Below are 20,469 nucleotides of genomic sequence, written 5' to 3'. Positions count from 1 at the left end.
GTCAGCGCCACTTCTTTTCATAGGCGCCCGCCGTGGTGCGTTGGCCCTCGCTCAGGCGGTGCAACTGCGTCAATTTCTGGGCGCGCGCTTCCTTGGGCGCTTCGAGGGCCGCACGCAGGCTTGAAACGACCTGCGCAACATATGCCTTGCCGCGCTGGCGACCTTCGATCTTGAGGGCGGTGACGCCAGCCGATCGCAAGGCATCGAGGTGCTCCATGACATCGAGACTGACGGGATCTTCGAAAGCGTATCCATCATCGTCGGCAATATGGAATCGCCCCTTGCACAGGGTTGGATAGCCCGCCGGCTCATCCTTGCCGAAGCGGTTAATGGTGAAGCCAGCAAGTTCCGAGACCATGTCAGGTCCGTCCTCGCGGTAGCGGACATGGCTGGCGGGCGAGCAGACGCCCTGCATGTTCGGCGATTGCCCCGTGACATAGGAGGAGAGCGAGCAGCGCCCCTCGGCCATGACGCAGAGGCCGCCGAAGGCGAAGACCTCCAATTCGCAATCGACGTTTCGCGCCAGATTGGCAATCTCGGGAACGGTCAGCACGCGGGGCAGGACAAGCCGCTTGGCGCCAAAGCTCTCCACCAGGAGGGCGATCGCGTCGACATTGGAGGCCGAGGCCTGCACCGATACGTGAAGGCGCTGGTCGGGATAGGTGCTAGAGACATAGTCCATCAGCGCCATGTCGGCGAGAATGACGGCATCGGCGCCAGCTGCGACAGCGTCATCGGCGGCACGGTACCAGAGGTCCTCGTGTCCCGCCCGCATGAATGTATTGAGTGCCACATAGGTATGCACCCCTTGGGCATGGCCATGTGCAACGGCCTGGCGCAATTCCTCTCGGGTGAAGTTGAGGCCGGGGAAATTGCGCGCGTTGGTCTCGTCGCGAAAACCGCAATACACCGCGTCGGCACCGGCCTCGACGGCCTCGCGAAATGCAGCGGGAGTGCCGGCTGGGCAGATCAATTCCATGACTAGGCCATCCCCTTGAGAGCGCGATGGCGAATGACCTCTGCAATCCGCCGGAATGGCAGTGCCAGCGGACCAGCCATGGCGGCCAGATCTCTGGGAAGGTCGAAGCTGCAATCATCGAGGGCATTGCGCAAGGCCAGCATCGCCTCCATGTCCCCCGTTACCGACAGGCTGCGCGAAAAGAACACCGCATCGCCATCGATCCGGCCTTCCAGAAGAGCCAGCAGGGTCAGCATCGGCCCCGCGATGGAGGCGTCGGCACGCGGCTGGGCTGCCTTGCGGAAGGTGTGTATGAACTTGCTTTCCGGATGCACAAGGAAGACGAAGTCGAGATCGGTAGGTGCGAAGCAGAAGCGCTTGTTGGCTTCGTTCCCGAGGCGATCAAAAAGGTCAGGGTGCTGCTGCAGCGCCCGGTGGAACGCCTGGTTCACGACGCGCTGCACCAAGGCAACGGGCAGTTTGTCGATGGTCAAGGAGAGCGGGCGCGGCAGCAGCATGTGGCGGCTCCTGTTGAGTGGGACGCGGGAAATGTCTTAGCGGGCTGCCGCAAGCAGGACTTTGATGCAGCGCAAGGAAAGTCCGATGTGTATCTGGCATGGCTTGACCATGAGCCACCGACTTCTGCCTACGCCGCGCTATCCTATTGCCCAGTCTTTGGGAGCATTCGTACATCAGCTCGAAGAGCGCGGGCTGCTCCGACGCATCCGGGTTCCGGTCTCGATGAGACATGAGATCACCGAGATCCACCGGCGTGTACTCGAGGCCAACGGACCGGCGCTGCTGATCGAATGCCCTGTCCGCGAGGACGGAACGCCATCGACCATACCGGTGCTGGTCAACGTGTTCGGTACGATCGAGCGGATAGCCTTGGGCATGGGGCTGGATGTCGGGGACCTCGACGCCTTAGGAGCAGGCCTGGCCCAACTGCGGTCCCCAAGGCCACCGCGCGATCTTCGTTCGGCCTGGGCGCAGCGGGACATGGTGCGCGCAGCGCTGAGCTTGCGCACCAAGCCGGTCGGCAGATCCCCTTGTCAGGAAGTCGTCTGGCGCGGTGATCAGGTCGATCTAGGTCGTCTACCGATCCAGACCTGCTGGCCCGGAGAACCCTCGCCGCTCATCACCTGGCCGCTGGTCATCACACGCTCGCCCGACGATCCCACGGACATCAATGTCGGTGTCTATAGAATGCAGGTGCTAGGTCCTGATCGCGCCATCGTACGTTGGCTGCCGAGCCGAGGCGGAGCGCGCCACCATCGACTGTGGAGCGATCGCGCCGCGGACATGCCCATCGCCATTGCCATGGGTGCCGACCCCGCGACACTCCTCGCGGCCGTCATGCCTCTGCCAGACGGTTTGAATGAAATGGCGTTCGCAGGAGTGCTGCGCCGGCGACAGAGTCGCGTCGCGCGCGCCATTAGCGTGGGCCTGCCGGTGCCTTCAGAGGCCGAGATCGTTCTCGAAGGTACCGTGAGTGCAACAGAGACCGCCCCCGAAGGACCGTATGGCGACCACACGGGATACTACAATTCGGTCGAACCGTTTCCGGTGGTGACGCTCAATACCATTACAATGCGTCGAGATCCGATATACCTGTCCACCTACACCGGGCGCCCGCCGGATGAGCCGTCGCGGTTGGGAGAGGCGATGACACCGCTCTTCGTGCCCCTAGCGCGCCAGCAGTTCCCCGAGATCAACGATCTCTGGTTGCCTCCCGAGGCCTGTTCATACCGCGCCATGGTCGTGTCCATCGACAAGCGCTATCCCGGACAGGCGCGACGGGTCATGATGGGCCTGTGGTCAATGCTGCCGCAATTCTCCATGACCAAGCTGATCATCGCGGTCGATCCGGACATCAACGTCCGAGACTGGTCCGATGTCATGTGGGCCCTAGCAACGCGATTCGATGCGACGCGGGACCTGGTCGTCATTCCGGACACGCCCATCGACTATCTCGACTTCGCATCGCCCCGGCCGGGGCTGGGTGGCAAGCTTGGGCTGGATGCGACCAACAAGATCGGGTCCGAAACCGCCCGCGAATGGGGCAGGCCCCTCTCCATGTCGGATGATGTCATGGCCAAGGTTGAGGCCATGTGGCCAGACCTGGGGCTCGTAGCATGACCAGCCATTGTCGCGTCGTCCTCGCTCTGACGGGCGCATCCGGGGCCGCCATCGGCCTGCGCATCGCCGAGCGACTGGCGGGAAGGGGTGATGTGGCCACCCAGCTCGTCGTATCCGACGCAGCCATGCGCACCCTGGCGCACGAGATCGGCCCCGATGCCTGGGAGAGACTGGCGGCTTGCGCGGACACGGTCCACCAGGCCGGCGACATTGGCAGCACGATCGCGAGCGGCTCGTTCCGGACGGCCGGCATGATCGTCGCCCCATGCTCGATGCGGACCCTGGCCGCCATCGCCACCGGGCTATCCGATAACCTGATCACGCGCACCGCGGACGTGCATCTCAAGGAAAGGCGGCGTCTTCTGTTGTTGGCGCGGGAGACGCCGCTTCACCTGGGTCATCTGCGCAATATGGTCGCGGTGACCGAAATGGGGGCCATCGTCATGCCCCCCGTGCCCGCCTTCTATCAAAGGCCGCAAAGCCTGGCCGACGTGATTGATCACCTAGCTGCCCGCGCCATAGACATGCTCCGTCTGCCGGGGGCAGGGTCAGCTGTCGAATGGGATGGTAAGGCCTAGGAGGTCGCCACGGCTAAGGGGTCGGCTCCGAACAGTCCGGCATGGCCACCTGCAAGCAACCAGACGGTTATGAGCGCAGCCACCACCAGAGCGATGGTCATCGGCCGATCAATTCTGAGCGGCGCTCGCCCCCCGATCATGGCAGCGAACGGGAAGACGGAACTGCCCAAGGTCATGGTATTCCATGTTGCACCCAGCCGGCGACGATTGCGGCGCTCGGTCGTGGCCATTCCAACGATGGAGAAAATGCCCAAGGCTCCGAACAGCATGACGCTTCGCACATCGCCATTCGCAATGAAGTGTCCAAGGGCCCAAAGAAGAAAGCCCCAAAGCACGGGATGTCGCGTAATGGCGACGATGGCGCCTGCTTCCTGCTCGCCGCGGCGAAAGCTTATCGAGAGCGGGTTCGGACTTATGAGCCCGGCCACGAGGAAGAACAGGGCGATCGGCACAAGGCAGATCGCGATCCAGGCCTGCCATGCGGCGGGAGCCCAGAGTTCCACGTAGTCAAGCGCAAGTGCGGCGTGGAAGACCCACGCCAACGCGGCGATGGAGACAAGGGAGTAAAGCGCCAAGTACACCTTGCGACCCAGAATCGCCACGAGGCTTTGTCGAATGGCGGGAATGGCCGGGATGGAGTGCAGCGCGAGGAAGAGCGCCAAAGACAGCAGGAACGTGTTCAATGCAGGGATCGATTATTTGGAGTGATGTCTTCGAGCAAGTGGAGTAGATCCTGCTCGGCGTGTACATGCCGTCGAACGCTCTCGAAGAAGCTGCGCAGAAGATAGCCGGTGGCGTCGGGAGACATGATGCTCCGGCCGAGGAGCAGATCATGCAGGGCCTCCTCGACCTCCATGGCCGCTTGATCATCGAATTCGTGCTCTTGTCGAAGCCGTTCCGCCGCCATTCGCAGACCAGCATTGTCCGACGCCAGAAGGAGTGGCATCAGGACACGATCTTCGATCGCATGGGTCGCCCTCAACTGTTCGACCACACTGCTGGCCAGCATCTGGCATTGCGTTCGCGGGACGTCGTTGGGCAGCCCATCAGCAATGCCTTCAAGCAGATTGCAGATGTCCAACAGCCGAGAATAGCGATCTCTCAAACTGTTCAAGTCGACTTCCCCGTTAGACGTCATTTTTGGTACTCCAAGAGCGCCTAGCAATGACAGCTGGCCAAGCAAACGACATTGCGTTGGATCAAGGCCGCGCATCATTGCGTGGCCGATCGTCTTCGTAGAGCAAGCGTTCCGAGGCACCATCGAGATCGTCGTACTGACCGTTTCGCAATGTCCATAGAAAGACGAGGAGACCTAGAAGGCCAAGGATGATGGAAATCGGTATGAGATAGAAGAAGTCGGTCATGCTGTCTGGTCCTGTAGATCGGAGACCGCTTCATTGCGGACAAGTGGGCGCCACCCAAGTCGCAAGGCGTTCGCCACGACCACGACCGAAGATGCCGACATGGCGATGGCGGCAAGGAAGGGGTTGACGAAACCAGCAATGGCGACAGGCAGCGCCACTGCATTGTAGAGAAGTGCCAGAGCCAGGTTCTGTCGGACCAGCTTGTTGGCGTCCCGGGCGATTGCTATCGCCATTGGGATGGCGTTGAGATCATTCTTCATGAAGACCAGGTCGGCGGCATTGCGGCCGATATCGATGGCGCTGCCGGGCGCCATGGAGGCGTGCGCGCGTGCCATGGCTGGCGTGTCGTTGAGACCGTCGCCGACCATGAGCACTCGATGCCCGGCGGCTTCAAGCTCTTCGATGCGATGAAACTTGTCCTCGGGAAGCAGGCTACCGCGTCCGGCGATGCCGAGCTTTGCCCCAATTCCCTCGACCAAGGCGGCGCGATCGCCCGATAGGATCTCGACACGCAGTTTTTCGTCCAGCAGAGTTTTGACGCTCTCTGCAGCATGGGGGCGGAACTGATCAGCGAAGGTGAAGGCTGCCAGGGAGACTCCGTCCCGGCTGAACACGGTGCTGGCGTCGCCAGCCTCCGCTGGACTGGACCAACTCGCACGTCCCAGCCGATAGAGGTGGCCTTTGTATCGCGCTTCGATTCCCAGCCCCGGCTTCTCCTCCACATCGGTCCAGGCAACATCTGGTGCCGAGCGGAAGCTGCGGGCTATTGCCAAAGAGTAAGGGTGACGCGAGCGGGCCGCCAGGCTTGCAGCCATGGTCAGCGCCTCGACGCTGCCGCTTGATGCAATTGGTGCGGCAAGCCCTGTGGTCAGTGTGCCGGTCTTGTCGAAGATCACGGTGTCGATCTCCGCAAGTCGTTCGAGCGCGGCACCGTCTCGGACCATGATGCCGGCCTCGAAGAGACGCCGGGCGGCCATGACCTGCACCATAGGAACGGCGAGGCCGAGGGCGCAGGGACAAGTTATGATGAGCACCGCAATGGCGATCGTTGCTGCATTGTGCAAATCGCCGTTGGCTATCATCCATCCGAGGAAGGCCATTGCAGCAGCCAAATGAACGACTGGCGAGTACCAGGCAGCGGCCCGGTCGGAGATGCGACGATAGCGATTGCGGCCGGCCTCGGCATCCTCAAGCAGGGTGACAAGGCGACTGAGGGTCGAGCCTGTTTCGTCCGCCGTGGAGCGAATGGTCAGCGCACCGGAGACGTTGAGGGCGCCGGCTGGAACGGGCTGGCCCGGCCCTACAGGCTCGGCGAGACTCTCACCGGTCAGCAGACTTTTGTCCAGAGCGCTCAAACCGGTCACGACTTCGCCATCGAGGGGGATGCGCTCCCCAATGGCTACGGCGATCATTGAGCCGGGTGCAATTTCGGCCAATGGCATGAAGGCGGGGCCGTGGACTTCGTCTATGACAAGGGCGCCGGTGGGCGCGAGGCGCGCGAGGCCCTTTACCGCATTGCGGGCGCGCTCGCGCATCGCGTGGTCCAGCGTCCGACCGATGAGCAGGAAAAAGATCAGCGAAGCGACGGCATCGAAATAGACCTGTTCGCCCGAGACGCCGGTATCGTAGACGCTCAAGGTAAATGCCATGACGATGCCGATGGTTACCGGAACATCCATGTTGGTCCGGCCTGATCGAAGCGCGCCCCAGGCGGATTGGTAGAAGACGCGCCCCGAATAGAGCAAGGCTGGCAAAGTCAGCGCCGCGCAGATCCAGTGGAGCAGATCGCGGGTGGGGCCATCGGCGCCCGCCCAGACCGAGCCGGAGAACATCATGATGTTCATCGAGCAAAATGCAGCGACGGCGAGTGCGCGGACGAGGCCCGTGAAGCTGCTGTCCCGGCCGGCTTGTTCGAGCGAGAAGATGTTGGGTTCGTAGCCCAGCTCGACCATGCGATGCACCATCGGCGGCGGGCTCTCGCCGTCCCGCCACCTGACGGTGACGCGCTTTCCTGAAAGGTTGACGCGGCTGGAGACGATGCCGGGCATGCTGTCGAGGGCCGTTTCGATTGTCCGGATGCAGGCACCGCAATGTATGGAAGGCACCGAGAACTCGGATTGCCTGAGGCCATCGCCCAAAGCGCGGCTGGCCAGCCGGACTTCGTTGTCTGACGGTCCGCGGTTGGGGCCGCCCGCCAACGACTCCACGAATGCTGCAGGGGGGACGCAGCAGCTCATGCGCGGCCCCCCCTTACCATAACACTCTCGGGCTTGCCCCGAGAGCGATCCTCCCAGAGCGCGGAATTCCGGATCGAATCCTCGCTTGCCCTCGGGGCAAGCCCGAGAGCGTTACGGTGTTTGCGGAACGTGTGAAACCAGCTCCAAGGTCGCATCGTCTGCCCTATTCTCCTCGCACCGCCAGATAGGCGTGCCAAGTCGCGTGACCCAGAAGAGGAAATATGATGATGAGGCCGAGCAGACCGGTGGCGAGACTAACCAGCACAAGGCCAACGACGAGAGCGGCCCATACCAAGGTTGCAGGCATGTTGTTCGTGACGAAAGACATTGAGAGACCCATTGCCGAGAAGGCGTCGTGGTGCCGGTCGAGAACGAGTGGAATGGAGAAGGCCCCGATGGCGAACGAGAAGGCGGCGAACAGGCCGCCGATAGCCGTGCCGACCAACAGCATCGAAATGCCCTCAGGGGTAGTGAGGAGCATGGTCGTCACCTGGTCAAAGCCCGGAAAGGGGCGCCAGCCAAAGAACAGCGCGTAGAGAAGCACCGCGGCGCGAACCCAGATTAGCATCAGGGTCATAAGGACCGCACCGACGAAGAACAGATGCATGCCGCCGCGGGGAAACAGCATGCTGCGGAAGGACAGCCTCTGTCCCGATGCGAGTCTTTGGCTCTTGACGTAAAGACCTGTTGCCAGCAGCGGACCGATCACCAGGAAACCCGCTAGCGCGGGAAACAGGATCTGTGCCCAGTCTATGACGAACATGGCATAGATGATCATGTAGGAAACCAGCGCGACGCCGAGACCATAAGCGATACTCAGGTCAGGTCTCCGCCAGAGGTCTCGCCAACCCGCCCCTAGCCATTCCAGTGGTGCTTTGGCGGACAGCTGGCGGTTGTGATCGACCGCACGGGGCAGGGCCGGTTCATGGGGAGGCAGGATGTCGACCGTCTCGTTCATGGCGGGCTCCTCAGAATTAGCAGCCGGACTTCGCGGCGCGGAAGTGATCGGTGCTGCCATCAGGCACCTTGAGGTGACTGACGCAGCTTGGTTGCGAGGTGAATGCGACGTAGACCAGATGGGCGTTGGCGAGCAGGAGAACGGCAACAATGCCGGTTCCGACCAACCAACCCAGCGGCAGACGCCACCTGAGGGACGTACCGTCTTGGGCGCTCATGGCGTCGCGCCTCGCAGGTCCATAACGTACAGTGCCAGCAAGCGGATCTGGGTCGAGCTGAGGCGGCCCTCCCACGAGGGCATGGTGCCTTGGCGACCGTCATAGATGGAGTGGCGAATCGTGCTGCGATCGGCTCCGTAGGTCCAGAAGGCGTCGGTCAGATTGGGCGCACCGGTCTCCACCATGCCCGTGCCGTCCTCGCCATGGCAGCCAGCACAGTTGTCGGCGAAGAGCGTTTTCGCACTTTCGGTTTCCTCGGCCGACAGCGACTTCTGACCCTGCAGCGAGACCAGATAATCGGCCAAGGCGCTGATCTCAGCGCTTGCCAGCATCTGATCGCGACCAAAGGCCAACATCTGCCCGTATCGGGTTTCGGGGTGGTTAGAGTTGATGCCAACGCGAATGGTCTCGGCTACGGTTTCGACGTCACCTCCCCACATCATGGGAGCCTCAGCGATGTTTGGGTAGCCCGGATTGCCCCCGGCATCATAGCCATGGCAGCCCGCGCAATTGTCGCCAAACAGGGCTGGCCCGGTTTGCCGGACGACGGTCATGATCGCATCGTCTCCCGCCAATGTCGCAAAATCCTCGGTGGCAAGGCGCTCGCTCCAGCTGGCCTTGGCGACATCGGCCTCTGCCAGGGACTGGCGCACGGCCTGATGCTGGTCTGCGCCCAGAAGTCCACGGAAATAGTCGTTTACGCCGGGCCAGGACGGCATCAGGACGGTCCAGCCTATTGCGAAAAGGGAAAGGGTCGCTAGAAAGGCCCATAGCAGGCGCGGAACCGGCGTGTTCAGTTCCTTGATGCCGTTCCACTCGTGGCCCGTGGTCATCTGCCCGGAGAATTCGTCGCGTTCCTTCAGCGCCATGGCCGATCCTCCTCGTCGAGCACGGGGACTCTGGCAGCCTCATCGAACCCCTTCTTGTTACTGGGCCAATAAGTCCATGCCAGACAGATGAGGCTCAGGACGACTAGGTAGATCAGGCCGAAGCTCTTGGAGAACCCGACGACTGTGTCGTGGTCGAAAGGCATTATTCGGCCTCCGCCGTTTCGGTTGTGTGGGCGGCATCCGTTAACGCGCCGAGCATTTGCAGGTAGGCGACCAGCGCGTCCATGTCAGTCAGCCTGCCCCTCTGTCCATCGAAGGATCGAATATTGGTGGCCTCGCCGTAGCGCTCGGTCACGCCGCTCGCCTCAAGGCTGTCCGGATTGGCCTGCCCATAGGCGTCCTGGGTTGCATTGGCGATCTGCTCGTCTGTATAAGGCACGCCGACTGCGCGCAGGGCGGCGAGATGCTGGCCGAGATCATCCGTGCGGAGCTGGTCGCGCAGTAGCCAGCGATAGGCCGGCATCTTGGACTGCGGGACGAGATCTCTCGGATTGTACAGATGTGCCGTATGCCAGGCGTCGGAGTATTTGTTGCCCAACCGTGCCAGGTCCGGCCCGGTGCGTTTGGAACCCCAGAGCTGGGGATGGTCGTACTGGCTTTCGACGGCCAGCGAATAGGGGCCATAGCGATCGACTTCGTCGCGTAGGGTCCGGATCATCTGGCTGTGGCAGGCGTAGCATCCTTCGCGGATATAGATATTGCGCCCGGCCACTTCGAGCGGGGTATAGACTCGCATGTCCTGCGCCTCCTCGACCGTCTCATCGATGGTGAAGAGCGGGGCGATTTCGATGAAGCCGCCAATGGAGGCGACCAGGATGATGAAGCCGACCAGGCCCAGGGCGCTGCGTTCGAGGCGATAGTGGAACTTGAACATGAGCGTTATTCTCCGGCCTGCAGGGCAGGTTCGGCGGGCAGGTCGCGGCCCCGGTCGGGCGTTGCCTCCATTGCCGGCATGCGGATGGTCATCACGACGTTGAACAGCGCGGTGATGGCACCGAGCAGGAACAGCAGTCCACCAAAAGCCCTGATAATATAGTAAGGATGCATGGCATCGAGGCTCTCCAGAAAGGAGTAGCTCAGCGTGCCGGCCTCGTCATAGGTGCGCCACATCAGGCCCTGGATAACGCCCGAATTCCACATTGCGAAGACGTAGATGACAGTGCCGGCAAGGGCGAGCCAGAAGTGCATTTCGACAAGCTTGTTCGAGTAAATGCGCTCGCGCTTGAACATGCTGGGAACCAACGAGTAGAGCGAACCAAAGGTGATCATGGCAACCCACCCCAGGGCGCCAGCATGGACGTGGCCGATGGTCCAGTCCGTGTAGTGGCTGAGCGAATTGACCGCGCGAATGGCCATGAAGGAGCCTTCGAACGTGGTGATGCCGTAGAAGATGGCAGCTAGCGCCATGAAGCGGAGAACGGCGTCGTCACGGACCTTGTGCCAGGCACCATTGAGCGTCAGCAGCGCATTGCCTGCCGAGGCCCAGCTGGGGACCAGCAGCACGACCGAGAAGGCCATGCCAAGGGTTTGCACCCAATGGGGCAGGGCCGTGTAATGCAGGTGGTGCGAGCCGGCCCACATATACATGAAGGTGATGCCCCAGAAGCTGATGATCGACATCCGGTAGGAGAAGATCGGGCGATTGGCGCGTTTGGGCAGGTAATAGTACATCATGCCCAGGAATCCGGCGGTGAGGAAGAAGGCCACGGCATTGTGGCCGTACCACCATTGGGTCATGGCATCCTGGACGCCGGCGAACAGGGAATAGGATTTGGCCGAGCCAAACGACACCGGCACCGCAAGGTTGTTGACGATATGCAGGATCGCCACAACCAGGATGAAGGCCATATAGTACCAATTGGCCACGTAGATATGCGGCTCCTTGCGGCGGGCCAGGGTGCGCATGTAGATGGCGAAATAGACCACCCAGACCACGACCAGCCATATGTCGGCATACCATTCGGGCTCGGCATATTCCTTGGACTGGGTCAGGCCCATCAGATAGCCGCTGGCTGCCACGATGCAGAACAGATTGTAGCCGAGGAGCACGAACCAGGGGCTGATTGCGTCTGGAAGGCGGGCGCGGGTCGTGCGTTGGAGGACGTGGAAGGATGTGGCGATCAGCGCATTGCCGCCAAAGCCGAAGATGACACCACTGGTGTGAACGGGGCGCAGGCGACCGAAGCTGAGCCAGGCCACGTCGAAAGTAAGGTCTGGCCAGGCAAGGAGCGCTGCGACCCAGAACCCCACGCCCATGCCAATCACGCCCCAGATCAGGGTCAGGACAAGGCCAGCGCGCGTTGGGGCGTCGTAGTATTCAGACAGGCGTTCGGCGGATGGCTCGGGCCGGTCGAACTGTCTTACGGCGGCGAAAAAAGCAAGCAGCGAAAGTCCGAATATCAGCCAGCCATGAGTGCTCAGCAAATCGCCGCGACCGGCAATGGCCATCGCCAGCCCTGCGACGACCAGGCCGCCAAGGATGATGAATGAGAAGATCCTCTCATCGCGGGAAAAGTCTGAAAACACTGCCGGGCTCCCTTGGTCAAGCGAACGCCTGCGTGCAGGCGTGCGAGGTTTACCCCTAGAGTGAGCGGGCGTGCCTTCTTTGCGCTGGATCAAAGATCACATTCTTTTTCGACTGACACGCCGAGCGCGATACAATTTGCGCTGCGACAAAGTGCACGGGATCATCGCTGATTAGCCTGCGATCATCCGGGCGTTTGGTCGCCGTCCGGTCAATTGGTTTTTGCGACCCGGACAGTGAAATGACAGAGCAAACGGCAGATCTCCCCTTTATCGACGTGCGCACCATTCAGCCCCGCGAGCGGCACCCGAAAATCTTCGCCATGGCCAATGCCCTGACTGTTGGAGAGAGTTTCGTGATCATCAACGATCATGACCCGCGTCCGCTGCACTATCAGTTGCAGGCCGAGTACCCTGGTCAATTCTCCTGGACCTATCTCGAAAACGGCCCGGATGTCTGGCGGGTGCAGCTCGGTCGACAGCTCAAAGCCTGAACCGGGCTGGGGCGGCCTTGCCGGCTGCCCCTTTTCTGGAGCGTGATCATGCATATGGCAACAATATCGCGGTGGACGCTGGCTTATTTCAGCTGCGCACTCATCGGGCTGCTTTGTGCACTTGGACTGATGGCGGCGGGGTTCGGTTATCCCAATGACGGCCTGATGGCGCCCCGCACGCTGGTTGTTGTGCATCTGGTGACCATCGGCTGGCTGAGTCTGCTCATGCTTGGTGCTCTTTTACAATTCCTGCCGGTCTTGATCGGACGTGAACTTGTCTGGCCCAGGCTGCCCCCGGTCGTCCTCACCCTTCTTCTCATCGGTCTTGTACTGCTATTGTGCGGATTTCTTGCGCTGGACGGCTTGCATGGCCTGTCGGCTGACATCTTGCCATTTGGCGGCCTGATCCTCTTGAGTGGGTTTTGCCTTGCTGCCGCGATCCTGTTCACAACGCTGCTGCGAGCCAGTTCTCTCCCGCTGCCGGCCGGCTTCGTGGTGCTTGGTCTGATCAGCATGCTGGTGACGGCCATGCTCGGCGAAACGCTTGCGTCCGTGCTTGCGGGACTGGTTGGCGGAGATTTTTCAGTAGCGTTGGTCGAGCACGGGGTGGGGCTGCACGCCGCGTTCGGATTGGGCGGCTGGTTGACCCTTGCTGCCATGGGGGTCAGCTATCGACTTGTCTCGATGTTCCTGGTCGCACCCGAGCGCAAAGGTGCGCTGACCGCTTTGGCGTTCTGGAGCGCGGCAGTCGCATTGGGCGCGTTGGTAGGTGCCCTTTTTGCGCTGGTCGCGACAAACACGTCCTGGTCTCTGGGTCTCGCACTGACCGGCATTGCGGCGATACTCGCGGTCGGGGCCTATCTGATCGATATCGCAGCGCTCTACAGAACGCGACGCCGCGCGACGCTGGAGCTGCACATGGCAGGGGCGGTGGCGGCTATGGGCATGCTGGGTCTGGGCGCTTCGCTCCTGACTTGGGCGCTCTGGTCAGGCATTGAGAGCGCACTGGCTGCCTCCATGCACGTGCTTGCCCTTGGATGGCTGGGAGGCCTGGGGCTTGCCATGCTCTACAAGATCGTTCCCTTTCTAACCTGGCTTGAATGCTTTGCGCCCCTTATGGGCCGTATCACGACCCCGCGCGTGCAGGATCTGGTCAACGAAGGCCGTGCCGTCCCTTGGTTCGTTCTCTATTTTGCGGCTGAGCTTGCCGGCGCCGCGGCACTTTTGCTCAAAGTTGAGCATGTCTTCCAATTGACGACCATGCTGCAGCTGTTGGGTGCGGTTGGTCTTGTTGTTCAATATGTTCGGGCCAGGCGTCTGGCCGATCTGCCGACAGCCTGGAAAAACCACCCCAGACCCCGCCTGATCTTGCCGGCAACCAGAAAAAGGAGTGTCGTATGACTGAAGCGTTTGAACTCGATGTCCGTCCAATCCTGCGCAATGGCGGCGAACCGTTTGGTGCTATCATGGGTGCAGTCAATGCCCTTGCGCCCGGCCAGAGCCTGAAGCTTTTCGCAACGTTTCGTCCTGACCCTCTATTCACCGTAATGGCGGCCAAGGGCTTCGGCTATGAGGCGACACGGCTGAATGATGGTGACTGGGAGGTAATGTTTGTGCCCAATGCACAATCTGAAGGCGCACCGACTTCAAGGCCGGAAGATCCAGATAGTTGGGCCGATCCCATCCACTATCTTGACTGCACCGAAATGGATCCGCCCGAACCGATGGTGCAAATCCTGGCTAGGCTTGAGTCCATGTCCGAAGGAGAGGTCATGTTCTCGTTGCTCGGGCGCGAGCCAGTGTTCCTGTTTCCAGAGCTACAAGTGCGCGGCCACGCCTGGGCAGGCGATTTTGATGCCGAGGGGACGGCCTACCGGCTGATGGTGAGGGCAGGCCCACGATCATGACGCCAACCCCAAGAATGCACATCGAAGCCGATATACGCGCTGCATTGCGGACGGTCATCGACCCAGAACTGGGACACAACATCGTCGACCTGGGCATGGTGTACGATATTGATGTCGGGGACGCCGGGAAGGTAGACATTCTGATGACAACCACGGCCCGATTCTGCCCGGCCAGCGCGTTCCTGCAGGAAGCAGTCGCAGCCGCGGCTGGCACCGTTGACGGCGTGGAAAAGGTTGAAGTTGAACTAACCTACGATCCGCCTTGGACGCCGGATCGTATGGCGCCAGAGATCGCCATCCGGTTCTGAAACGCCTATTCGGGCCGTGGCTTGCGACGCGTCAGCAGAGCAGGGGCGTATTCGACCAGATAGAGCAGGAAGGCCGCCATCCAGCACAGGCCGCTGATGGCGACAAGGGTCATGTAGTGATCCGGAACCAGCATGGCGCCAGGCCGCAGTACCGCACCGATGACAAGAAAGCCATAGCTGGCGGCGGTGAGCGGCGGTGCTGTTAGGGGCATGCCGGTATGGCCACGCGTCGCCCGGCTCATGATCGCCAGTGTCATCAGGCCGATCGCGCCAACGGTGAAGACATGAAGGGCGGATGTGGCGTCGAGCAGTCCCGAGGGTGCCAGGGCTATGGCGAAGAAGCCAAGAGGGACAGCAGCGTATGCCAGATGCAGCACAAGGACCAATCGCTCTTCGGCGGTCTGCCAGCTCTGCCAGCGTGCCAGACGCATCGCATGAAGCGCGCCCGCCACGATGCAGACAATCACCGTTACAAGGTGGGTCGGCCAAACAACCCAAAGACCCAAGCCTGCAAGCGCGGTCAGGAGCGCCAGAGAGTCGAGGCGATCATAGGGGGCAGGCAGATTTATGACATGCCGCCTGGCCAGCCAGTTGCGGGTGAAGCTGGGCACGACTCGCCCCCCGATAATGCCAATCAGCATGATATAGGCAGCGACCGCCAGGCGGTTGGCAAGCCCGGTATCAGCGCTCCAAACAATCAAGGCGTGGTAGCTGGCATTGGCGACTGCCAAGGCAAGGACGGCCGCCAAAACCTTGAGATCGCGCCACTTGCGGCCGGCAATCACCTCGCGCAGACAGATTGCAAAGAGGAGGGGCAGAAACAGAATGTCGACACCGACTGCCCATCCCACCCCGAAGAGATCCGGCCGGATGAGGACAAATCGGCCTGCCAACCAGACGGCGAACAGGATAGCTAGCGGAGTTCCGGAGACCGGCAATCTTCCGGTCCAGTTGGGAATGGCGGTCAGCAAGAACCCGGCCAGGGCTGCGCTCGTGTAACCAAAGAGCATTTCATGGGCATGCCAGGCAGCACCACCATAGCCGGACCCTATCGGGAAACCGGTCATGAGGCACACGATCCAAAGACCCATGGCCACGACGGCCCAGATGCCGGCTGCCAAGAAAAAGGGGCGGAAACCATAGGCCAGAATCACTGGTCCAGTATGCGCTATTCCGCGTGGTACGGGCGTGCGCTTGATTGGATGTGTTTCATTCATGTGGCACCATGGAGCAAGTCGATCCGTTCCGCTTACCGATCCGAGAGCGCCCCATCATTGTTCTGGCGCAATTAATCCGAATTGTCCCAGCTCTGGCCGTCGGCAAGCGCCTGTAGGCGCGCCTTGTCGAGCACGCGCAGTTTTTGGCGCCCACTTTCCACGATGCCTTGGCTCTCCCACGCACTTAACAGGCGCGATACCGAATGTTGTGTTGTGGAAGTCAGGGCAGCAAGGTCCAGTCGCGTGAGAATCAGGTCGAGCCGAATTCCGTTGCCATCTTCCTGCCCCGCCTGTTCGGCCAGACGAAGGATCGCATGGGCAAGGCGCCGCTCGACATTTTCGGTCGATATTTCGCGGATGCGGGCATGGGCTTCCTGCAGGCGTTGACCGATGGCTTTCATTGCGTTGGTGGCGAGGCGTGCATTCGTTTCGATCATGCTGGTCCAAACCGCATTGGGCCAGCACAGGATGAGGCTTTTGGCGGCTGCTACTGATGTTCCCGGATAATCATGCCTTTGCAGCGCAGGCGCGAAGCCAAAAAGGTCGCCGGGATGAACGACGCGGACAAGTATGTGCCGTCCTTCGGCAGTTGTCTGCGTTACCTTTAATCGGCCATCGATGAGCAGAAAGAACTCTTCTGCAACCTGCCCCTGACGGAAAACCTTCTGACCGGTGTAAATCTGGCGCACACTTCCGGACATCAGGAGTTGCTCTAGTTCGAGAGTGGGCATTTCGGCGAAGAGTGGCAAGGTTCGTATCTGTTGCCAGTCGATGCCGACCAGTGCGCTGTCGCTCCATTCCAACTGCCCGACGAATTCGTCAAAGGTCATCGGAATGAGCCATGCTGTCCCCAGACACCTCCTGGCCGGACGTGCAGCTGAACCAATATGGCAACGTCACAATGGCCGAACCTACGGGTGTTGACATCTGGTTCCTCGCTGGCTCCTCAGCAGGTCGACCCATACCGTATCCGGCCCAAAATGCTCATTCCTTGCGGTCGAGCAAACCAGCGTCAGTTGTCGGCAGCGTTGCCGTCGGCCATGGCTTCAAGCCGTGCCTTGTCTCGGACCAGCAACTTTTGCCGACCACCCTTGACGATTCCCCGGCTTTCCCATGCGCTGAACAGGCGAGACACGGTGTGAAGTGTCGTGCCGGTCAACTCAGCCACATCCTGGCGGCTTAATGGAAAGTCGATGTGGATTCCGTCCTCCTCCCGGCGTCCCGCCTGTTCCATGAGGCGCAGCACCGCATGGGCGACGCGGCGTTCAACTTCCTCGGTGGACATTTCGCGTATACGCGTGTGGGCCTCCTGAAGACGCTGCCCAATGGTGCGCATCGCGTTAACCGCGAGATGTGGATTCTGCTCGACGATATTGCCCCAAACCTCATTGGGCCAGCACATGACCACACTTTCGGCAGCGGCGATGGGTGTTCCGGGGTAGTCATCACGTTGCAGGGCTTGGGCAAAGCCGAACAGGTCGCCAGGATGCACGACGCGCACAATAATCTGCTGCCCTTCGGGCGTGACCTGGGTGACCTTGAGGCGTCCGTGCAATAACAGATAGAATTGGCTGGCCTTTTGCCCCTGTTCGAATACGGCTTCGCCTATGGTGACGCGGCGCATGCTGGCGCGAGCGAGCAGGCGATCGAGTTCTGCATCTGCCATATTCGCAAATAGCGGCAGGCTCCGAACCAGACTTCGGTCGATATCGGCCACGATACTGTTTCCCGATTGGCGATAGGCTGGGCATACAACAAAACGCCAATGGACGATACCGTTCCGGTGTCGCACCCGAGGCTCGGGCTGGACCCTGTTGACCCGAAACTATTGGTTGGGAAAGAAGCGCCGAATCAGGCTTTCGTGCCAACTCGGGCGCCTGACCAGGCGAAAACCCAGGTTGTCGGGAGGAATGCCCACCGAGCAACCGCCGCTCTTGGCGTCCCGGATGAAAAAGCTGGTCGCAGCCCGATGTTTGCCTTCGAGCACACGGATCGTGCAGGCGGGTTGTTCGCTGACGACGTTTCCTGCAGCATCGACATGAACTCTGCGGTGGCACGTGTCGGTCCATTCCCATACATTGCCCGACATGTCCATGATGCCGTTGCTGTTGGCTCCGAACCCACCCAGTGGGCGAGGGTCCGGGTCGGCGGTGCGGTTGCGCGCCGCTTCGGCCCGGTAGTTGGCTATCCAGCGAAGGGCGGGATTAGCGGGGTTGTCCGCAAGTCCGACGGCGTCATCCTCGAAGCGCTCGGCTGCGGCGTAGGCCCATTCGGCGTCGGTTGGGAGGGCCCACGTTTCATTCGTGACCGTGCTCATCCAAGTCGCATAGTCGACGGCGTCCTGATAACTCACACCGGTAACGGGCGTACCATCGAGACCGGGGTTCAGGGCAGGAGCACAGGCATTGTCGGCCACGCAGCGTGCATAGTCCTCGACGCTCACCTGATACTGCATGATTTCGAGCGGCCGCGCGAAGGCCACCGTCGTGATTGGCGCGTCCATCGGGACATTGTCCCGGAGGAAATGCCCCTCGGCGCGGTAGGTAAGGTGTCCCGGAGGCAGAGTGACCGTGGCAGGGAGTATGATGCCGCTGGAACGGAACACATCTGGCAGTGTTGGTGCGAGTTGAACGGCCAGGGTACTCAGTGCCAATGCGAGCAGTGCCGCCGGCAGGATGAGTGGTGTCAGGTCCTTTGGTTGGACAGCATGGACAGTCATTTTCGCCTCCAGGACGGTGCCGGTGCTAAGGGGGTTAGGAACCGGCAAGGGGTATGCGAAGCGGCATTTGCCGCTTCGCTTGATCCGTTGTCACAGCGGCGTGGGTGCCAGGACACTGGTCATCAGGTCATCATTCCACTCGCCCTCGACCACCAGGTGTCCGGCCGCGCCGAACTCGAAGGCCTCGATCAGGTTGTGGTTGACGTAGGCGTAGACGCCGGGCTGGTGGAACGTATAGACCGCCGCGCCCGCCGTGCCGCCGGGGATGAACCAGGTCTCCTGGTCGACATCGGGCGGCGTGTGGAACTTCCCGGTGGGCCAGACGAAATCGCCATGACCGCCGATCAGGTGCGGGCGCGTGTCGCGGTTGGCCTGCGAATGCAGGATCAGAACCGTTTCCCCCACGTTTGCCTTTAGAGCGTTGTCTCCGGTGAGCGCACCCACCTTGCCGTTGAAGACGATGTGGCTCGGGACGAGCGTGCGCATGGCTTCCACGGCGTCTGCGTAGCCGTCGCCAATGCTCTCGTACGTCTTGTAGTTGCCGTCCGCATCCTTGGGGACATAGAAGTCCTGCTCGCCGACGTAGTATGCACGATCATAGACGATCGGATTGCCCTTGCCGTCCTTGAGGCCCTCGCGTGGCAGGACCATGATGGCCCCGTTCATGCCCGAGGTCACGTGCCATGGCACCATCCCTTCCGGTGCGCAATGGTAGACGAAAACGCCTGCCTTGGTGGCCTTGAAGCGCAAGACCGCTTTCTCGCCCGGATTGACGTTGGTGAGGGCAGCGCCGCCCAATGCACCGGTGGCCGAGTGGAAGTCGATGTTGTGCGGCATGAGATTGGTGTCAGGATTGATCAGGGTCAATTCGACATAGTCGCCCTCGTGCACCACCATCATCGGTCCGGGCACCGAGCCGTCGAAGGTCATCGCCCAGAGTTCGACACCATCCTCGACCTCGTGCCGCTTCTCTTCGATCGTCATTGTGAATTCGACGATCTTGGGGGCGCCGGCTGCGACCTGCTCATGCGCATGAACGAAAGGCGGAGCGACCAGGTCGACCTTGACCCTTTCCAACGTGTTGACGTCAACTGCCGGAATCGCTGCGGCGACTTCTTGTGCAGTCGTGGCAACCATGGCCGTCAACTGTGCGGTTGCACCAATGGCTGCTGCGCCAGCAAGTAAAGCGCGCCGCGAAAGCATGGTGTTTTTGGTCATTGTTCTTCTCCATGGTCAGGAACAACATGTCTTGTTCCGTCGCTGCTGGGTCTACGCCTGTCCTGACCAGCCTTCATTGATCGAGGACAAATAAGCGGTGGGAGTTTTTGTCGCAGGCGCGGCCCGCAATATTTGACCCGGATCAAAGACCGCAAATCCTGGTGCGCCTAGAACGACGCCAACGGGTCAGCCGACCCATTTGCCAAGGAGAACCCCGATGCGCGCAATTGCTACCACCCTCATGACCCTGGTCGCTCTGGGAGGCCTGGCGGCCCCTGCCTTCGCCGCGGACTACGAGATCCACATGTTGAACAAGGGCGAGGCCGGGACCATGGTCTTCGAGCCGAATTTCCTCGCTATCCAGCCCGGAGACACGGTGACCTTCATCCCCACCGACAAGAGCCACAATGTCGAGAACATCAAGGACATGCTCCCGGAGGGCGTCGAGGCCTTCAAGAGCAAGGTCAACGAAGAGTTCAAGGTGACCTTCGACGTTCCCGGCCTCTATGGCTTCAAGTGCACCCCGCACTTCGCCATGGGCATGGTTGGTGCGATCGCCGTGGGCGACGAGCTCCCAAATCTTGATGCTGCCAAGGGGGTCAAGGTGCCAAATAAGGCGCAGGAGCGTCTCGACGCCGCCTATGCCGGGCTCGGCATCTGAGCGACGCCCGACGATAGTCTAGAGTCGGAAATATTCGAATGCCCTTTCGCCTCCGGGTGAAAGGGCATTTTTGTGCCCGAC

At 61.2% G+C, this 20,469-nt stretch carries 24 protein-coding genes; 7 read left to right on the top strand and 17 right to left on the bottom strand.

Features of this window, described 5'->3' with window-relative positions:
• Position 1 precedes the first annotated feature (1 nt).
• Positions 2-979 (bottom strand): ubiquinone anaerobic biosynthesis protein UbiU, encoded by a 978-nt coding sequence (gene ubiU, locus DDE76_RS13870; RefSeq protein ID WP_104891394.1) that lies wholly within the window; start codon positions 977-979, stop codon positions 2-4.
• 2 nt (positions 980-981) lie between these two features.
• A complete protein-coding gene (gene ubiT, locus DDE76_RS13865) occupies positions 982-1,476 on the bottom strand; it encodes a ubiquinone anaerobic biosynthesis accessory factor UbiT (protein WP_104891393.1) in 495 nt (164 codons plus the stop codon).
• 109 nt (positions 1,477-1,585) lie between these two features.
• Between ubiT and DDE76_RS13860 the strand changes: the two genes are divergently transcribed.
• A complete protein-coding gene (locus DDE76_RS13860) occupies positions 1,586-3,097 on the top strand; it encodes a UbiD family decarboxylase (protein ID WP_104894684.1) in 1,512 nt (503 codons plus the stop codon).
• Positions 3,094-3,675 carry a UbiX family flavin prenyltransferase gene (locus tag DDE76_RS13855; RefSeq protein ID WP_104891392.1) on the top strand — a complete coding sequence of 194 codons (582 nt, stop codon included), beginning with the start codon at positions 3,094-3,096 and terminating at the stop codon, positions 3,673-3,675. The genes DDE76_RS13860 and DDE76_RS13855 overlap by 4 nt, the downstream gene beginning before the upstream one ends.
• On the opposite strand, the gene DDE76_RS13850 is transcribed toward DDE76_RS13855, so the two are convergent.
• The 10 genes from DDE76_RS13850 to ccoN form a co-directional block, all read right to left on the bottom strand.
• Complete coding sequence (locus DDE76_RS13850; RefSeq protein ID WP_104891391.1) at positions 3,672-4,358, bottom strand: NnrU family protein; 687 nt, start codon at positions 4,356-4,358, stop codon at positions 3,672-3,674. The two genes, DDE76_RS13855 and DDE76_RS13850, sit on opposite strands and share 4 nt — an antisense overlap.
• A complete protein-coding gene (locus tag DDE76_RS13845; RefSeq protein WP_157955806.1) occupies positions 4,355-4,813 on the bottom strand; it encodes a hemerythrin domain-containing protein in 459 nt (152 codons plus the stop codon). The genes DDE76_RS13850 and DDE76_RS13845 overlap by 4 nt, the downstream gene beginning before the upstream one ends.
• Positions 4,814-4,874: 61 nt before the next feature.
• The gene (gene ccoS / locus DDE76_RS13840) at positions 4,875-5,039 is read right to left on the bottom strand and encodes a cbb3-type cytochrome oxidase assembly protein CcoS (protein WP_104891390.1); all 165 of its coding nucleotides are present in this window, start codon (positions 5,037-5,039) and stop codon (positions 4,875-4,877) included.
• Positions 5,036-7,276 carry a heavy metal translocating P-type ATPase gene (locus DDE76_RS13835; protein WP_104891389.1) on the bottom strand — a complete coding sequence of 747 codons (2,241 nt, stop codon included), beginning with the start codon at positions 7,274-7,276 and terminating at the stop codon, positions 5,036-5,038. The genes ccoS and DDE76_RS13835 overlap by 4 nt, the downstream gene beginning before the upstream one ends.
• A 163-nt stretch (positions 7,277-7,439) precedes the next feature.
• Positions 7,440-8,234, bottom strand: a complete 795-nt coding sequence (locus DDE76_RS13830) for a DUF2189 domain-containing protein (protein WP_104891388.1) — start codon at positions 8,232-8,234, stop codon at positions 7,440-7,442.
• 16 nt (positions 8,235-8,250) lie between these two features.
• A complete protein-coding gene (locus tag DDE76_RS13825) occupies positions 8,251-8,451 on the bottom strand; it encodes a hypothetical protein (protein WP_104891387.1) in 201 nt (66 codons plus the stop codon).
• Entirely contained in the window at positions 8,448-9,320 is an 873-nt protein-coding gene (gene ccoP, locus DDE76_RS13820; RefSeq protein WP_104891386.1) for a cytochrome-c oxidase, cbb3-type subunit III, read from the bottom strand. Before ccoP ends, DDE76_RS13825 begins: the two co-directional genes overlap by 4 nt.
• Positions 9,311-9,484 (bottom strand): cbb3-type cytochrome oxidase subunit 3, encoded by a 174-nt coding sequence (locus tag DDE76_RS13815; protein WP_104891385.1) that lies wholly within the window; start codon positions 9,482-9,484, stop codon positions 9,311-9,313. The genes ccoP and DDE76_RS13815 overlap by 10 nt, the downstream gene beginning before the upstream one ends.
• A complete protein-coding gene (gene ccoO / locus DDE76_RS13810; RefSeq protein ID WP_104891384.1) occupies positions 9,484-10,215 on the bottom strand; it encodes a cytochrome-c oxidase, cbb3-type subunit II in 732 nt (243 codons plus the stop codon). Before ccoO ends, DDE76_RS13815 begins: the two co-directional genes overlap by 1 nt.
• A gap of 5 nt (positions 10,216-10,220) precedes the next feature.
• Positions 10,221-11,867, bottom strand: coding sequence for a cytochrome-c oxidase, cbb3-type subunit I (gene ccoN / locus DDE76_RS13805; RefSeq protein ID WP_245891930.1), 1,647 nt, complete (start codon positions 11,865-11,867; stop codon positions 10,221-10,223).
• Between the two features lie 239 nt (positions 11,868-12,106).
• Here ccoN and DDE76_RS13800 point away from each other — a divergent pair, with 239 nt between their 5' ends.
• Genes DDE76_RS13800 through DDE76_RS13785 form a run of 4 tightly spaced genes read left to right on the top strand, consistent with a single transcriptional unit; the run spans position 12,107 to position 14,573 of the window.
• A complete protein-coding gene (locus DDE76_RS13800) occupies positions 12,107-12,358 on the top strand; it encodes a DUF2249 domain-containing protein (RefSeq protein ID WP_104891383.1) in 252 nt (83 codons plus the stop codon).
• Between the two features lie 48 nt (positions 12,359-12,406).
• On the top strand, positions 12,407-13,759 hold the full coding sequence (locus DDE76_RS13795) for a hypothetical protein (RefSeq protein WP_104891382.1): 1,353 nt from the start codon (positions 12,407-12,409) through the stop codon (positions 13,757-13,759).
• Positions 13,756-14,265 (top strand): DUF2249 domain-containing protein, encoded by a 510-nt coding sequence (locus DDE76_RS13790; RefSeq protein WP_104891381.1) that lies wholly within the window; start codon positions 13,756-13,758, stop codon positions 14,263-14,265. The genes DDE76_RS13795 and DDE76_RS13790 overlap by 4 nt, the downstream gene beginning before the upstream one ends.
• A 14-nt stretch (positions 14,266-14,279) precedes the next feature.
• Positions 14,280-14,573, top strand: a complete 294-nt coding sequence (locus tag DDE76_RS13785) for a metal-sulfur cluster assembly factor (protein WP_245891928.1) — start codon at positions 14,280-14,282, stop codon at positions 14,571-14,573.
• 5 nt (positions 14,574-14,578) lie between these two features.
• On the opposite strand, the gene DDE76_RS13780 is transcribed toward DDE76_RS13785, so the two are convergent.
• From DDE76_RS13780 to nirK, 5 genes are all read right to left on the bottom strand, one after another.
• Positions 14,579-15,790, bottom strand: a complete 1,212-nt coding sequence (locus DDE76_RS13780) for an NnrS family protein (RefSeq protein ID WP_104891379.1) — start codon at positions 15,788-15,790, stop codon at positions 14,579-14,581.
• A gap of 71 nt (positions 15,791-15,861) precedes the next feature.
• Positions 15,862-16,620 carry a Crp/Fnr family transcriptional regulator gene (locus DDE76_RS13775; protein ID WP_104891378.1) on the bottom strand — a complete coding sequence of 253 codons (759 nt, stop codon included), beginning with the start codon at positions 16,618-16,620 and terminating at the stop codon, positions 15,862-15,864.
• 182 nt (positions 16,621-16,802) lie between these two features.
• Positions 16,803-17,507: a Crp/Fnr family transcriptional regulator gene (locus DDE76_RS13770; protein ID WP_245891926.1), complete on the bottom strand. Its 705-nt coding sequence runs from the start codon at positions 17,505-17,507 to the stop codon at positions 16,803-16,805.
• Between the two features lie 108 nt (positions 17,508-17,615).
• Positions 17,616-18,509, bottom strand: a complete 894-nt coding sequence (locus DDE76_RS13765; protein ID WP_104891377.1) for an SUMF1/EgtB/PvdO family nonheme iron enzyme — start codon at positions 18,507-18,509, stop codon at positions 17,616-17,618.
• Between the two features lie 90 nt (positions 18,510-18,599).
• A complete protein-coding gene (nirK, locus tag DDE76_RS13760; protein WP_104891376.1) occupies positions 18,600-19,727 on the bottom strand; it encodes a copper-containing nitrite reductase in 1,128 nt (375 codons plus the stop codon).
• A 217-nt stretch (positions 19,728-19,944) separates the two neighbouring features.
• Here nirK and DDE76_RS13755 point away from each other — a divergent pair, with 217 nt between their 5' ends.
• A complete protein-coding gene (locus tag DDE76_RS13755; RefSeq protein WP_104891375.1) occupies positions 19,945-20,388 on the top strand; it encodes a pseudoazurin in 444 nt (147 codons plus the stop codon).
• The last annotated feature ends 81 nt before the right edge of the window (positions 20,389-20,469 follow it).

It is taken from the genome of Devosia indica (assembly GCF_003056405.1).
Classification (GTDB): domain Bacteria; phylum Pseudomonadota; class Alphaproteobacteria; order Rhizobiales; family Devosiaceae; genus Devosia; species Devosia indica.
The sequence above is the reverse complement of the archived record's forward strand: the minus strand, read 5'-3'. Positions and strand labels throughout refer to the sequence as shown.